The following is a 15,064-nucleotide window of genomic DNA, read 5'->3' as shown; positions in this document are numbered from 1 at the left end:
CAGTGGTGGGGACGATGGGAGTTGAACCCACACGCCTTGCGGCACATGATCCTAAGTCATGCGCGTCTGCCATTCCGCCACGTCCCCGCTGGCGAGTATAGCACGAGATAGCGCTGCCCGCAAGCGGTTGCCGGGCAGGTTCGTGACATGATATACTAAAGGGGTCAAGGTAGCATCATTGTGGAATGACGCCCCCTCCGCCGCGTAGCACCGTCATCGCGGTATCGACAGTCAGCAGGAGCCGCCATGAAAGCCGTTGTGATGGCCGGCGGCGAGGGCACTCGCCTGCGACCGCTCACGATTAATCGCCCGAAGCCGATGGTATCGCTGGTCGATCGACCGGTGATGCAGCATATTATTGAGTTGCTCAAACTGCACGGAATCACCGATATTATCATTACGGTGCAGTATCTCGCCAACGTGATCCAAGACTACTACGGCGACGGCAGCGCCTACGGCGTGAATATTACCTACTCGCTCGAAGAGGTGCCGCTCGGCACCGCCGGGAGTGTCAAGAACGCCGAACATCTGCTGACTGAGCCGTTCCTCGTTATCTCTGGCGATGCCCTGACCGATTTCAACCTGACTCAAATTATCGAGCATCATATTGCCTCTGGCGCCACGGCCACCGTCACCTTGACTCGCGTCGCCAACCCGCTTGACTACGGGGTAATCATTACCGACGAGCAAGGCCGGATTCGCCAGTTGCTCGAAAAGCCGAGCTGGGGCGAGGTCTTTTCCGATACGGTCAACACCGGCATCTACGTCTTCAACCCCGACATCTTTAGCTACATCGAACGCGGTCGCGTCACCGACTGGTCGAAAGATGTCTTTCCGCGTATGCTCCACCGCGGCGACCGGTTGCACGGCTATATCGCCAACGGCTACTGGACGGACGTGGGCACAATTGAAGAGTATATGCGCGCCTGCGGCGATTATCTGTCAGGCAAAGTCAATCTGCCACGGATCGGTCACAACATCGGCGGCGATGTCTGGGTTGACCGCGACGCCGAAATCGCGCCTGACGCCCAACTGCACGGGCCGATCTATCTTGGTCATGGAGCCAAGATTAAGGGTGGCGTGATCATTCACGGGCCGTCGGTGATCCGTGATTATACGATCGTTGACTCGCGGGCTAATATCGATCGCTCGATCATTTGGCGCAATTCGTACATCGGCGAGCGGGCCGAACTGCGTGGCGCCATCGTGCTGCGCCAGTGCAATATTCGCTCGCGTGCGATGATCTTCGAGGGGGCCGTGATCGGCGATGGAGTGCAGATCGGCGCTGGCGCGGTGGTGCAGCCCAACGTTAAGATTTGGCCTTCCAAAGAGGTTGATGAAGGCGCAACGGTCACGTCAAGCATTATCTGGGGCAGCCAAGGCCGGCGCGTGCTGTTTGGCCGCTATGGCATCACCGGGCTAGTCAATATCGAGATCACCCCTGAGATGTGCGCCCGGCTGGGGGCAGCCTACGGCGCAACCTTGCCCCGCGGCGCAACCGTCACGATTAACCGCGATGCGCACTTTACGCCACGTATGCTCAAGCGGGCAATTGTCGCCGGTTTGCCTTCGGCGGGGGTCAATGTCTGCGATCTGCGCAATGTACCCATCCCGCTCGCCCGCTATTACACCCACGCCAGCGGCGCCGCCGGCGGCGTGCATGTGCGGATCTCGCCATTTGATAATCGCGTTGCCGAGATTAAGTTTTTCAACCATCTTGGACTAGACATCAACAGCGCCACCGAACGCAAGATCGAGAGCACCTTCTTCCGCGAAGATTACCGGCGCGCCTATCTCGATGAGATTGGCCGCATCTTCTACGGCGAAGATGTCGAAGAGCGCTACCGCACCGCCTTTATGCGCGCACTCGGCCAAGAGGCTGCGTTTGGCAAAGGGTTTCCGATCGTCATCGACTATGCGAACACCAGCACCAGCACGGTGATGACCGAGATTCTACGCCGTATGCGGGCAGATGCGGTTGAGCTGAATGTGAACCTCGATGAGCGGATGGTGTTTCAGACCAGCGCCGATTTTGAGTCGGCGATGACCCGGCTCACCAAGATTACGCCGGTAGTCGGCGCGCAATTCGGTGTGCGTCTTGACCCCGGCGGCGAAAAGATCTTTCTGATCGATGATCGCGGCCAGCGGCTGCATGGGTTGCGCGCGCTGGCTGCGATGACCGCGCTGGCGATGCGCGCCCACGGCGGCGGCATTGTGGCCGTGCCGGTCACCGCCCCCCGCGCCTTCGAGCAGATTGCCGCCCGCTATGGCGGCAACATCATTCGCACCCGCGCTAATCTTGGCGCATTGATGAATCTGGCTGCCGAACGGCCCGATCTGCTGTTGCTCGGTGATGGCACCGGCAACTATATCTTCCCCCACTTCTACCCCGTTGCCGATGGGATGTTCGCCATTGCCCGCCTGATGGAGCTGCTCACCCTAAACCAGACCACTCTCAGCGAGGTGCTGGCCGATTTGCCGCCCTATTACCTCTGGCAGACGCGCGTCCCTTGCCGCTGGGAGAGCAAAGGCAAGGTGATGCGCATTCTCAACCAGCAGTACCACGAACGCCACGGCGAGCAGATCGATGGCATCAAGATCGAGCTGGGGCAGGAATGGGTGTTGATTTTGCCCGATCCCGACGGGCCGTTCTTCCACGTCATCGCCGAGGGCAGCAGCGAAGAGCATGCCCGGGTCTTGACCGATAAGTACGCTGGTTTGGTGACGAGTTTACAATAACGAATAACGCCGATCGATTGGTGACCGCTGGCTTGGCCGTATGCGAGGAGGGTGCGATGTCTACCCGCTCAAGGAACAATGATCCGCTTTACGACGCGATCGAGACGACCACCGTTCGGATTGGCCGGTTTGGGTACGGTCTCTTGCGGCTGCCGCTTGGCTTGCTGCCTGCCCAAAGCCGCACCCACATGGAACGCGCGCTCTACGAGCTGAGTCACGGCTTTGCTAGCCTGCCCGGTGATTTCGCCCGCATCGCTGAACACGAGATTAAGCGCTGGATTGATGAGACGCCGCCGGCCCGCCGCCGCCAACCGGAACCCGAACAGCATCTGACCGTGATCATTACCCCGGAAGAGGCCATGGTCGAACCGGCCACCACTCAGTCCCTTGCGGTGACGACTGCATCAGCAGAGGAGCGCCTGCCGGTGACGGTCACGCCGGAACCAACCATTGACGAAGAACCGATCGAAGAAGATGTCGCCGAACTATTGACCGATGAGGTGTCCGAGTCGATTATTGATATTGAACGGCTGGTGGCTGAACCGCCCAATGTCAGCATTACCTACATTGAGTACGATCCGCCCGGCAATGATCTTGAGGGTGAATTTGTGGTGATTACCAACGCTTCCCACGAACCGGTTGATCTCACGGGGTGGATGCTGATTGACGAAGGCGCGAAACACAGCTATACCTTCCCCGCCTTTACCCTAGCCGGCGGCGCTGAAGTGAAATTGTGGACGAAGGCTGGCGTTAACGATGCTAATAACCTCTATTGGGGATCGCGCCGGCCGATTTGGAATAATACCGGCGATACTGCCATCCTGCGAGATGCAAATGGCAACCTGATCAGTCGTTATACTTATGCAGCCGGGGCATAATGTTGGGTGGAATAAAGAATGCGGGTGGCGGCGTTCACCCCGCTAGCGAGCGATACTTATGAGCGACGTGTCACTAGTTGGCCAGACCATCGGCCGGTTTGAGATTCTCTCGGAGTTGGGACGCGGCGGTATGGCGGTCGTTTATAAAGCGCGCCAGACTGATCTCGATCGGATCGTGGCGCTGAAGATTCTGCCGCCGAGTCTGACCAGCGATCAGAGTTATATCGCTCGCTTTCGCCAAGAGGCGCGCAGCGCGGCCCGGCTTGAACATCCGCATATTATGCCGATCTATGAGGTCGGTGAGGTGGCCGGCTATCATTACATCGCGATGAAGTTTATTAAGGGGCGGACGCTCAAGCAGTTGCTTGAGCAAGAGGGTGCGTTGCCCGTCAACCGCGCGGCGCAAATTCTGGCGCAGGTGGGAGAGGCGCTCGATTACGCCCACCGGCAAGGGATTATTCACCGCGATATTAAGCCCTCAAACGTCATGATTACCGATGACGGCTGGATCTACCTCACCGACTTCGGCTTGGCGCGTGGCACTGGCAGCAGTACCGGCGGTCTGACCATGGCCGGTACGGTGATGGGTACGCCCGAATACATGTCACCGGAACAGGCGCAAGGCTTGCCGAATGTTGGGCCAGCTACCGATATTTACGCGCTCGGGGTGATGCTCTACGAACTCTTGACCGGGGCTTTTCCCTTCAAAGCCGAAACGCCGATGGCGATGCTGGCTGCGCGCCTTGTGCATGCGCCGATTCCGCCCCGCGACGTGCGCGGCGATCTGCCGCCCGCGGTGGAAGATGTGATTATGCGCGCGCTGGCCCGCAAGCCGGAAGCGCGGTTTGCTTCGGCGGCAGAAATGGTGGCGGCGCTCCGGCAAGCGGTTGGGATGAGCGAGCATGATCTGAGCCGCCCGCTGACGCCGCAGCGAGGCATGCCGGCAGCAGTGAGCGGCGCGCCCAACTGGCCCGCCTATGGCTCCTCGCCGACCCCGCCGCCTGCCTATGGCTCCCCGCCGACCCCGCCGCCGGTATACGTGCAGTCGCCGGCAGCGCCGGTCGCGCAACCCTACAGCGCCGCGCCAACCGTTCCTGCCCCTAACCCGCTGAATGCACCAACGGTACCGGCCCAAACCACCCGCAAAAGCGCACCGGTTGGGATCATCGCGGGAATCATTATGGTGCTGCTAATCATCGGCGGTGGCATCGCTGCGTTTGTCTTTTCGCGTCCTAGCGAACCAGCGGTCGTCACCAGTAAAGCCGACCAATTGATTGCCGATGGTGACGCGGCGCTAGCCCGCCCCGGCGGCTTAGCCGATGCGATCAGCGCGTACCGCTCGGCCATTGCCGCTGATGCCAACAATATGACTGCCCATGCCCGGCTGGCCGGCGCTTTGTTGGCACAGGGCAACTGGGAAGATGCGATTGCCGCCACTGAACCGTTGTTGGCTTCTCCCAACTCCCAAGCGCAGGCACTTGGGCATAGCATCAGCGGTTACGCCTACTTCCAGCTCGGTGACGTGGTGAACGCGCGTATCTCTGGCGAAGAAGCGATTGCTACCGACGACTCGGTTGCGCTTGGCTATGCGTTATACGCAGCAGCGCTAGCTTCTAATGCCGCAGACAGCCGCAACAATAGCCTCATGAACGACGCTTTTATTGCGATCGGCAATGCGGAAGACCGGCTCGACGCCGCCGATCCGCTCAACCGCGCCTTCGCCCGCGCCCTGATCGGCTGGGCCTTCGGGCAAGATTTTCAGATGCGTAACGATCCGAATGTGCTTGAGCAAGCGATTACCAACCTAGAAGCTGCAATTGACAGCTATCCGGCATTGGCCTTCTTTCACTACGAACTCGGCTCTATCTATCTGGCTGCTGACGATAACGCAACAGCACAGGCTGAATTCAATACTGCGCTCGAACTTGACCCCAACTTCAGCCCTGCCCAAGCCGGTCTTGGTTGGGTAGCCTATTTTGACGGCAACACTAGCGAGGCGCGCCAAGCCTTTGATAAGGCCCTCCAACTGAATCCCAACGAAAGTCTTGCCTCACTTGGGCTTGGCCGGCTCGCCTTTGACGATACCCGGTGGAACGATGCAATCGACTACTTACAACAAGCGATTGATAGCAATCCGCATTCGGCGACCGCTTACGGCTATCTGGGTGAAGCCAAACTGTTCGCTGGTTTTAACAGCACTGATCAAGCCACCCAAGACACCTTGTATCAAGAGGCAGAAGAGGCGTATCGCCAGTCGATCGGACGCGACGACTATTTTGTGTTGGCCCATAACGGATTGGGGTGGATTTTGCAGTACCAAGAGCGGTACAGTGAGTCGATTGAGGCGTTTGAACGCGCCCGCCAAATCGACGATCAAGAAGAAGAGATTTTCAATGGTCTCGGCTGGAGTCTTTTTTTCTCGAATCGCTACATCGAAGCTGAGCCTATGTTTAAGCAAGCGATTGAGCTTGATCCGAACTATGCCGACGCTTATTTTGGCTTAGGTCGTTCCTACGAAATGCAGGGCCGGCGCGCAGAGGCATTAGCTGCTTTCCAAGAGACCAAGCGCCTCAACCCGAACTATCGCGGCATTGATGAAGCCATTGCGCGCGTATCAAAGTAACGCACGAGTTTGACAGCACCGACGATTCTCTTAATCGGCCCGCCCGGTGCGGGCAAAACGACCATCGCCACTCAGTTGGCGCGCGAGACCGGGATGGCCATTATTGCCACCGGCCAGCAATTGCGCGCCGAGATTCGGGCCCAAACTCCAATCGGACAACAGATTGGGGCGTTGCTCGAACATGGGCAATTGGCGCCTGACGCACTGATGGCCGAGCTGATGCGCTCGTGGCTGAACGCGATCCCTCCGGCGCAGCCATGCCTGCTCGACGGGTATCCGCGTAGCGTGGCCCAAGCGCAGATGCTCGAAACACTGCTGGCCGAGCAAGGCCGGCAAGTTGATGCCGTGATTGTGCTCGATCTCAGCGAAGCGACGATCATTCATCGCCTCAGTGGCCGCCGCGTCTGCCGCAGTCCCGATGGGCGCGATGTAACGTTGCATATCGACGATACCGAGACCGTTGCCCAATGTTTGGCCCGCGGCGGTGTGTTGATGCAACGCGACGACGATCAACCCGACGTCATTCGCGCCCGCCTCCAGCTCTACGAGCAAGCGACCGCCCCCGTGCTCGATTTTTATGCAGCGCGCGGGGTGGTGCATCACGTGAATGCCGATCAGCCGCCGCCGGCGATCGTAGCGGCAATCCGCGCGGCCTTGCAGCTTTGAGCTTCCCCAACCCAGCGCCGCAGCCTCACCGCGCGCTATGCTACAATAGCGGCAACGGGCGTGTGGAAGAGGAGGTTCAACGATGAACGGGCATGTGGCGCTGATTACCGGCGCAGCGAGCGGGATCGGCTTGGCCTGCGCGGAACGGTTTGCTGCCGATGGCTATCGGGTCGTGATCGTTGATTTGCCCGGCCCAGCCGGCGAGGCGGTCGCCGAGCGGCTCGGCGGTGTCTTTGTGGGGGTCGATCTCGCGACGCAGGCCGGCTGCCGGCAAGCGGTTGATGCGGCACTCAATGCGTATGGCCGGGTGGATGCGCTGATCAACAATGCCGGCTTTCAACACATTGATCCGATCGAAGAGTTCCCCGAAGATCGCTGGGAGACAATGATCGCGGTGATGTTAACCGCCCCCTTCCGGCTTACGAAGTATGTCTGGCCGAGCATGAAGGCCAATGGGCGCGGGCGAATTGTGAATATCGGTTCGGTGCATAGTCTGCGCGCCTCGCCCTTCAAGAGCGCCTATATCTCGGCGAAGCATGGCTTGCTCGGTTTCACCCGCACCGCGGCACTAGAGGGTGGCCCCTACGGGATTACCGTTAATCTGATTGCACCGGCTTACGTGCGCACGCCGCTGGTCGAAAAACAGATCGCCGATCAAGCCCGTACCCGCGGCATTCCCGAAGATCAGGTGATCGAGAAGGTGATGCTCGAACCGGCAGCGATTAAGCGCCTGATTGAGCCGTCTGAAGTAGCCGGATTAGCGGCGTTCCTCTGTTCCGATGCCGCCGGCGCCATCACTGGGTCGGTGTACGAAATCGCACTCGGTTGGACGGCGCGGTAGTAGGGGCATTGCAGTGCAATGCCTAGGCATTACGGCGCGGTCGTAGGGGCACTGCGGCGCGGTCGTAGGGGCACTGCGGCGCAGTGCCCCTACGACCGTGCGGGTACGCCTAACACGGCCCGCGCTTCGGCCACATCGTGATGGATTTGGGCGACCAACTCGTCAATACCGTTGAATTTGCGTTCGTTGCGCAACCGCATCAGCAGCTCAAGACGCAGCGGTTGATCGTAGAGGTCGCCCTCCCAATCGAGCAAATACGCTTCGACGACGCGCCGCGTGCCGTCGAAGGTCGGGCGGATGCCGATGTTGGTCACTGCCGGCACCACTTCACCGGTGGCGAGATAGGCCCGGCAGGCGTAGACGCCGTTGGCCGGCAGAGCGATATCGTAGCTGACTTGGACATTAGCAGTAGGGAAGCCGATCTGGCGTCCCCGCCCGTCGCCATGGGTCACGATCCCGCGCAACGCGAATGGCCGCCCCAACAAAGCGCCTGCGCCGGCGACATTGCCGGCCAGCACCAGCTCGCGGATACGCGACGAGCTGACCGGAATGCCGGCCACGGTGTATTTGCTGAGCGCGCCAACCGCAAACCCCAACTCGCGCCCGATCTCCATCAAGCGCGGGATGTCACCCTCGCGCCCACGCCCCATAGCAAAATCTTCGCCCACCCAGATCTCGCGCACCGGCAGCGCCGCGCTAATCCGCGCCATATACTCGGCGGCTGCCATGCGGCGAATCTCTTCGGTAAAGGGGGCAATAATGAGCAGATCCGGTTCGAGCCGCCGGATCTGCTCGATCTTCTCATCGAGATCACTCAGCAGTTGCAACGGCTGGCCGGGTTGCAACACTGCGCGCGGATGCGGTTCCCACGTCAGCACGGCGCTCAGCATGTCAAGCGCGCGCGCCCGTTCTACCGTGGTGCGAATCAGTTGTTGATGGCCGAGATGGACGCCATCGAAACGGCCAATGGTTAACACTGTCGCCCGGTTGGCCAAGCCGGGAGTAAGGTCGCGGGCGATCTGCACAGACTTCCTGCTCCGTTTCTATCCCTGATCGGCCAGCCGCTGCAATTCGGCCAGCCGGTTTAACGCTTCTAATGGGGTCAACTCTTCGATCCGCAGCCTCCGTATGTACTCTACCACCGGATGCGGCGCGAGATCAAAGAACGAGAGTTGCATACTCGGCGCGGGCGGACGGGCCGGCGCTGCCGGCGCCGGTTCAGGCTGGCGCGGCGCCGGCGGCTCAGTTATGTCATCCGGCTCAACATCGCGCCGCGTCGCCACTGGTTCAGCCGCCCGCCCTTCCAGCTCAGCCAACAATTCGTTCGCGCGCCGGATCACACGCGCCGGAATGCCGGCCAGCTCAGCGACGTGAATGCCATACGAACGATCGGCGCCGCCGCGGCGCAGTTCATGCAGAAAAACCACCCGCCCATCACGCTCGATCGCCGCCATGTGGTAGTTGCGGACACGCGCCAACTCACCTTCGAGCGCCGTCAGCTCGTGGTAGTGGGTAGCAAACAACGTCCGGCAACCAAGCTGCGGATCGTCATGGATGTATTCCACCACAGCGCGCGCAATCGCCATCCCGTCGTAGGTGCTGGTGCCGCGCCCCACTTCGTCGAGAATGATCAGCGAGCGGGGCGTGCTCTGCATCAGCAAGGCTGCGGTTTCGGTCATCTCGACCATAAAGGTGCTTTGGCCGGTGGCAATGTCGTCTTGCGCGCCAATCCGGGTGAAAATGCGATCGACTAGTCCAATTTCGGCTTCATCAGCCGGCACAAACGAGCCGATCTGCGCCATGAGCGTGATCAAGGCCACTTGGCGCAAGAAGGTGCTCTTGCCGGCCATGTTAGGGCCGGTGATGATCAGAATCTGGACGTTGTCGCCGTCAAGCTCGATGTCATTGCCGATAAACGGCTCGCTGAGGGTGCGCTCAACCACCGGATGGCGGCCTTGCTTGATGCGCAAAACCCGATCGGTGCGTAGCACCGGCTGCACATAGCGCCCGCGCACTGCTGTTTCAGCCAGCGCCGCCAGCGCATCGAGCCGCGCCACTGCCGCTGCCGTTGCCCGCAGCCGGTCGAGGTGCTGCTGGATCTCGTCGCACAGGCGCTGGAAGATGTCGCGTTCGAGATCGACCAGTTTCAGGCGGGCATCGCTCAGCAGACTCTCGTAATATTTCAGTTCTTCGGTGACATATCGCTCGGCGTTGACCAGCGTCTGTTTGCGTTCGTAGTGCGCCGGGATGAGCTTGGGGTCAACTGCGCGCGAGATCTCGATATAGTAGCCAAAGACTTGGTTGTAGCTCACCTTGAGCGAGCGAATGCCGGTGCGCTCGCGTTCTTTGCTCTCCAAGCGGTCAATGAACTCTTGGGCATGGCGGCTGGCTTTAATCAACGCATCGAGCCGCTGATCGAAACCGGGCCGGATCACCCGGCGCGGACGCTCGCCACCCTCTTCGGCGGCGCGCAGATAGTTCGATGCGCCGAGCAGGGCCGGCGGGTCTTCATCAAGCGCCCGTTCAAGCAAATCGAGGACATCGCTGCACAGATCGAGCGCCGGCGCCGGTTCGCCGGCCATCTCTGGCGCGAGCAGATCGGGCAAGAGGTGCTCAACCGCTTGCGCCACGGCAGGCAGTTTACGCAACGCCGCCCGCAACTGCACCATATCGCGCGGCGTCGCCACCGCGATCCCTTGCGCGATCCGATTCAGCGCCCGCTCCATATCAGGCAGCTCGGCCAGCGCCGAACGCAACTCAAGGCGAGCCATCGTCTCAAACACCAGCCGGGCCACGGCATGCTGGCGCACTTGCAGCGGTTCGAGCACAATCAAGGGTTGGGTAATCCAGCGCCGCAACAACCGGCCCCCCATCGCGGTGCAAGTCCGGTCGAGCACGCCAATCAGCGACGCTTTATTCCCCTGCCGCCCGCTGCTTTCGAGCAACTCAAGGTTGCGCCGCGTCTGCGGATCAAGCAGCATATACGCGCCGGTATGGTAGACACGCAGATGGCGCAGTTGGCTGACGCGCTGGCGCTGGGTCATCTGGGCATACTGGATCAACGCGCCAGCAGCGCGTGTCGCCAAGGGCCGGTTATCGAGGCCGCACACTGCCAGCGAAGCCACCGCCAACTGCTCACGCAGCGCCTCAGCCGCCGTCGCCAACTCCCAACGCCACGCTGGCCACTCCGTCACTTCACCCTGCGTCCAACTCGCCGCGCTAGCGCCGTCAAGCCGGCGCGCCACCCGCTCGTGGGGCAACAGCGCCTCGCGCTCTTCCTTGGTCAGCGGGGCCAGATCTTGGCTAAGGCGGGCTTGCACCGGGGTCAAATGCGGCAACCGCAACGACTCATCGTCCGGCACCAACACTTCGGCGGGACGGAGACGGGCTAATTCGGCTTGCAACTGGATCAGCGCGCGAGCATCGGTAAATTCGGCGGCAGCAAACTCGCCAGTCGAGAGATCGGCATACGCCAACCCCACCTTTTCCGCTTCGACAATCACCGCAGCCAGATAGTTGTTAGTGCGGTCGGGCAACATCGCCGGATCGATTACCGTACCCGGCGTAATGATGCGGACAATGGCCCGCTGCACCATCTTGCCGCTGCTTTCGAGCGGGGTCAACCCGGCAGCGTAAACCGAGCGCGGGCGGGTATCATTGCGCATCGCCTCGGTCTCACTCAACTGCTCGGCGATTGCCACCCGGTAGCCGCGCGCCACCAACTCGCTGACATAGCGATCGACGGCGTGGTAGGGCATCCCCGCCATTGGCGCATAGAGCTTCTGCTGATCTTTGGGGGCGCGCTTATCGACCGCGTACTCTTTGCGCGTCAATGTTACGTCAAGCAATTCCGCGATCAGCTTGGCATCGTCGTCGAAGGTTTCGTAGAAATCGCCGAAGCGGAAGAGCAGAATGGCGTCAGCAGCCTCTTCTTTGAGTTTGCGATATTGGCGATACCACGCATGCAGTTCGATAGCGGCCATGGGTTTCTTATCGTAGTGCGGGAGCTTAGAGCGGCAATGACTCCGCCTAGCGCGACGATCATAACCATCCGCGCTATGATAGCATATTCCGCCGGAATGCGAAGATGCGGGCACGCCGGTGTCATTGCGCGCCGCGCGTAGGGGCAGAGCGATGCGCTGCCCCCGCGCGGCGCAGCCATCCCCCGCGAGCACGAAAGCGGAACCTTGCCGCCGAAGGGGGAGCGTGCTGCGGGCGCTGGCAGTAAATAGACCCTCACCCCCATCCCCTCTCCCGCGACGCGGGAGAGGGGCGCTGCTGCGTTCCGCTGCTGCACTGTCGTTGCCGCCAATTCAGCGGCTCCCCCGCTCCCACCTGACGGTGGGAGCGGGGGTTGGGGGGTGAGGGCCGTCAGCCCGCGCAGCGGGCTTCGTACCCCTAGCCCGGCCCTTCAGGGCCGGGGTCGCTGCGCCCGCGCGGCTCCCCGCTTGTCAGTGCGCGCCGCGCGTAGGGGCAGAGCGATGCGCTGCCCCCGCGCGGCGCAGCCATCCCCCGCGAGCACGAAAGCGGAACCTTGCCGCCGAAGGGGGAGCGTGCTGCGGGCGCTGGCAGTAAATAGACCCTCACCCCCAGCCCCTCTCCCGCGTCGCGGGAGAGAGGCGCTGCTGCGTTCCGCTGCTGCACTGTCGTTGCCGCCAATTCAGCGGCTCCCCCGCTCCCGCCGTCAGGTGGGAGCGGGGGTTGGGGGGTGAGGGCCGTCAGCCCGCGCAGCGGGCTTCGTACCCCTAGCCCGGCCCTGAAGGGCCGGGGTCGCTGCGCCTCGCCGCTCCCCGCTTGTCATTGCGCGCCGCGCGTAGGGGCAGAGCGATGCGCTGCCCCCGCGCGGCGAAGCCATCCCCCGCGAGCACGGAAGCGGAACCTTGCCGCCGAAGGGGGAGCGTGCTGCGGGCGCTGGCAGTAAATAGACCCTCACCCCCGTCCCCTCTCCCGCGACGCGGGAGAGGGGCGCTGCTGCGTTCCGCTGCTGCACTGTCGTTGCCGCCAATTCAGCGGCTCCCCTTCTCCCGCTGTCAGGTGGGAGAGGGGGTTGGGGGGTAAGGGCCGTTAGCCCGCGCAGCGGGCTTCGTAACCTTAGCCCGGCCCTTCAGGGCCGGGGTCGCTGCGCCCGCGCGGCTATGCCTCCCTGCACTCCCCAACCCCTAATACGCCAACAACTCGCGGGCGGCGGCGAGAATTTTGGCGGCGTTGGGCCGGTAAGCGTCTTCAAGCGGCGGACTGTAGGGCACCGGCGTGTCGGGGGCAGCTAGCCGGGTGATCGGCCCATCGAGATACTCGAAGGCTTGCTCGGCAATGATCGCGGCCACTTCAGCGCCGACGCCGCACGTGCGGTTGGCTTCATGCACGATCAGCACTTTGCCGGTCTTGCGCGCGGTGGCCACAATTGCCGCTTCGTCGAGCGGCTTGAGCGTGCGCAGATCGATCACCTCAACACTATGCCCTGCGCGTTCGAGTTCGTTCGCCGCGCTGAGCGCCTCTTGCACCATGGCGCCGTAGGCGATGATGCTCAACTCTTCGCCGCTGCGCCGCACCGCCGCTTGGCCAATTGGCACTAACGCCTCGCCTTCCGGCACCATCCCCTTCAGCGAGCGGTAGAGATATTTAGTCTCGTAGTAGATGACCGGGTTGGGGTCACGGATGGCGCTGAGCAGCAGGCCATAGGCATCGGCAGGGGTGGCCGGCGCAACGACCTTGAGGCCGGGAGTATGGACAAACCACGCTTCGTTGGATTGGGAATGGAACGGGCCGGCGCGCAGACCGCCGCCGCCGGGGGCGCGGATGGTGATCGGCACTGGTTGCCGCCAGCGAAAATGGTTAGTGGCGGCGAATTGCACAATCGCATCGAAGCCGGTCGAGATAAAGTCAGCGAACTGCATCTCGACCACCGGCAAAAAGCCCTCGAACGACATCCCGATCGCGGCGTAGATCATCGCCAGCTCGGTCATCGGGGTATCGATCACCCGATCCTCGCCAAACTCCTCGATCAAGCCTTGCGTCACCTTAAACGCGCCGCCATAGACGCCGATATCTTCACCCATCACCAGCACCCGCTGATCGCGCTGCATCTCGTAGCGCAAGGCGGCCCGGATCGCCTCCAGATAGGTCAGCTCGCGCGTCCCCTGCTCGCCGGCCAATACGGTGGTCGCTTTATGCAATCCTTGATCCCACGTCATAACTTCCTCCTGCCAGCGCGTTAGGCATAGACGCCATCAGTCACGGTTGCCGGGTCAGGGTACGGCGACGCCTCGGCAAACGCCTGCGCTTCATCGAGTTCGGCTTCGATCCGGGCCAGCAGCGCAGCCAGCTTGGCGTCATCGAGCAAGCCGCGCGCGCGCAATTCAGCTTCGATGCGGGCGATCGGATCGCGCGCCTCCCACTCGGCCAGCAACTCTTTGGGCACATAGGCCATATTGTCGTGAATGGCATGGCCGCGCATGCGCATCGTCTTGCATTCAATCAAGGTTGGCCCGCCGCCGGATCGCGCCCGCTCGACCGCCTCTTTCGTGGCGTGGTACACCGCAGCAAAGTCGTTGCCGTCAACAATCACCCCCGGCATATTGTAGCCGGCAGCCCGTTGCGCAATATGCTCGATCGCCATCTGGCGGCTGAGGGGGGTCGAATAGGCGTACTGGTTATTTTCGCAGATAATAACCATCGGCAGCTTAAACACGCTCGCCCAATTCATCGCCTCGTGGGCCAGCCCCTGCGAGGCGCTGCCATCGCCGAAAAAGCACATCGCCACCCGCGGCTCGCCTTTCAGTTTGATGCCGTGGGCCACGCCGGTAATCACGCCGGTCGAGGCGGGCAAATGGCTAATAAAGCCGATAATCCCCAAGCTGAGATCACCCATCCCGTGCAGATTCGCGTCGCGCCCGCGGGTCACTCCCGTCTCACGGCCCAGCCACTGGGCCAAAATCCGGCGCGGGGTCAGGCCGCGCACCAGATACGCGCCAAGATCACGGTGCATTGGCGCGATGATATCCTTGGGGCCGAGGCTCAGCGCCGCAGCCACACTGAGGGCTTCGTGACCGATCTGCGAAAAGTAACCGCCAACGATTTTGCTCTGCTTGTGGAGAAAGGTGCCGCGATCATCGAGCGCGCGAGTTAGGCGCATCCAATAGTGGGCTTGTTGCAGCAATTCATCATCAATCTCGTTCATGCCGTCTCCTTGCCGGTGAAGGCATCGCTCAGCCGGCGTCCTTGCCGTGATTCCGCCAACTTGTGGGGTATATGAGGTATTGTACTCGATGAAGAAAGGCAGGTGTACAAAAAACTGTAGGGACATTGCTTGGCAATGTC

General features: G+C 61.7%; 9 protein-coding genes and 1 tRNA gene. 5 read left to right on the top strand and 5 right to left on the bottom strand.

Annotated elements, in window-relative coordinates; genetic code table 11:
- Positions 1-3: 3 nt before the first annotated feature.
- Positions 4-87: transfer RNA gene (locus tag A6A03_RS19535), tRNA-Leu, on the bottom strand.
- A 159-nt stretch (positions 88-246) separates the two neighbouring features.
- Between A6A03_RS19535 and A6A03_RS19530 the strand changes: the two genes are divergently transcribed.
- From A6A03_RS19530 to A6A03_RS19510, 5 genes are all read left to right on the top strand, one after another.
- Positions 247-2,739 carry a mannose-1-phosphate guanyltransferase gene (locus A6A03_RS19530; protein WP_066791583.1) on the top strand — a complete coding sequence of 831 codons (2,493 nt, stop codon included), beginning with the start codon at positions 247-249 and terminating at the stop codon, positions 2,737-2,739.
- A 56-nt stretch (positions 2,740-2,795) separates the two neighbouring features.
- Positions 2,796-3,617, top strand: a complete 822-nt coding sequence (locus A6A03_RS19525) for a lamin tail domain-containing protein (protein WP_066791581.1) — start codon at positions 2,796-2,798, stop codon at positions 3,615-3,617.
- A 58-nt stretch (positions 3,618-3,675) separates the two neighbouring features.
- Complete coding sequence (locus A6A03_RS19520) at positions 3,676-6,240, top strand: protein kinase domain-containing protein (protein WP_066791574.1); 2,565 nt, start codon at positions 3,676-3,678, stop codon at positions 6,238-6,240.
- Between the two features lie 9 nt (positions 6,241-6,249).
- Positions 6,250-6,906, top strand: coding sequence for an adenylate kinase family protein (locus A6A03_RS19515; protein ID WP_066791572.1), 657 nt, complete (start codon positions 6,250-6,252; stop codon positions 6,904-6,906).
- Positions 6,907-6,988: 82 nt separating this feature from the next.
- Complete coding sequence (locus tag A6A03_RS19510; RefSeq protein WP_066791570.1) at positions 6,989-7,747, top strand: 3-hydroxybutyrate dehydrogenase; 759 nt, start codon at positions 6,989-6,991, stop codon at positions 7,745-7,747.
- A gap of 89 nt (positions 7,748-7,836) precedes the next feature.
- On the opposite strand, the gene A6A03_RS19505 is transcribed toward A6A03_RS19510, so the two are convergent.
- The 4 genes from A6A03_RS19505 to A6A03_RS19490 form a co-directional block, all read right to left on the bottom strand.
- Positions 7,837-8,772: a bifunctional riboflavin kinase/FAD synthetase gene (locus tag A6A03_RS19505; RefSeq protein WP_066791568.1), complete on the bottom strand. Its 936-nt coding sequence runs from the start codon at positions 8,770-8,772 to the stop codon at positions 7,837-7,839.
- A gap of 18 nt (positions 8,773-8,790) precedes the next feature.
- Entirely contained in the window at positions 8,791-11,730 is a 2,940-nt protein-coding gene (gene mutS / locus A6A03_RS19500; RefSeq protein ID WP_066791566.1) for a DNA mismatch repair protein MutS, read from the bottom strand.
- A 1,176-nt stretch (positions 11,731-12,906) separates the two neighbouring features.
- A complete protein-coding gene (locus tag A6A03_RS19495) occupies positions 12,907-13,938 on the bottom strand; it encodes an alpha-ketoacid dehydrogenase subunit beta (protein WP_066791564.1) in 1,032 nt (343 codons plus the stop codon).
- 20 nt (positions 13,939-13,958) lie between these two features.
- Positions 13,959-14,924 carry a thiamine pyrophosphate-dependent dehydrogenase E1 component subunit alpha gene (locus A6A03_RS19490; RefSeq protein WP_066791562.1) on the bottom strand — a complete coding sequence of 322 codons (966 nt, stop codon included), beginning with the start codon at positions 14,922-14,924 and terminating at the stop codon, positions 13,959-13,961.
- Positions 14,925-15,064: the final 140 nt, after the last annotated feature.

The organism is Chloroflexus islandicus (genome assembly GCF_001650695.1).
GTDB lineage: Bacteria > Chloroflexota > Chloroflexia > Chloroflexales > Chloroflexaceae > Chloroflexus > Chloroflexus islandicus.
This window is presented reverse-complemented; position numbering and strand designations above follow the sequence as displayed.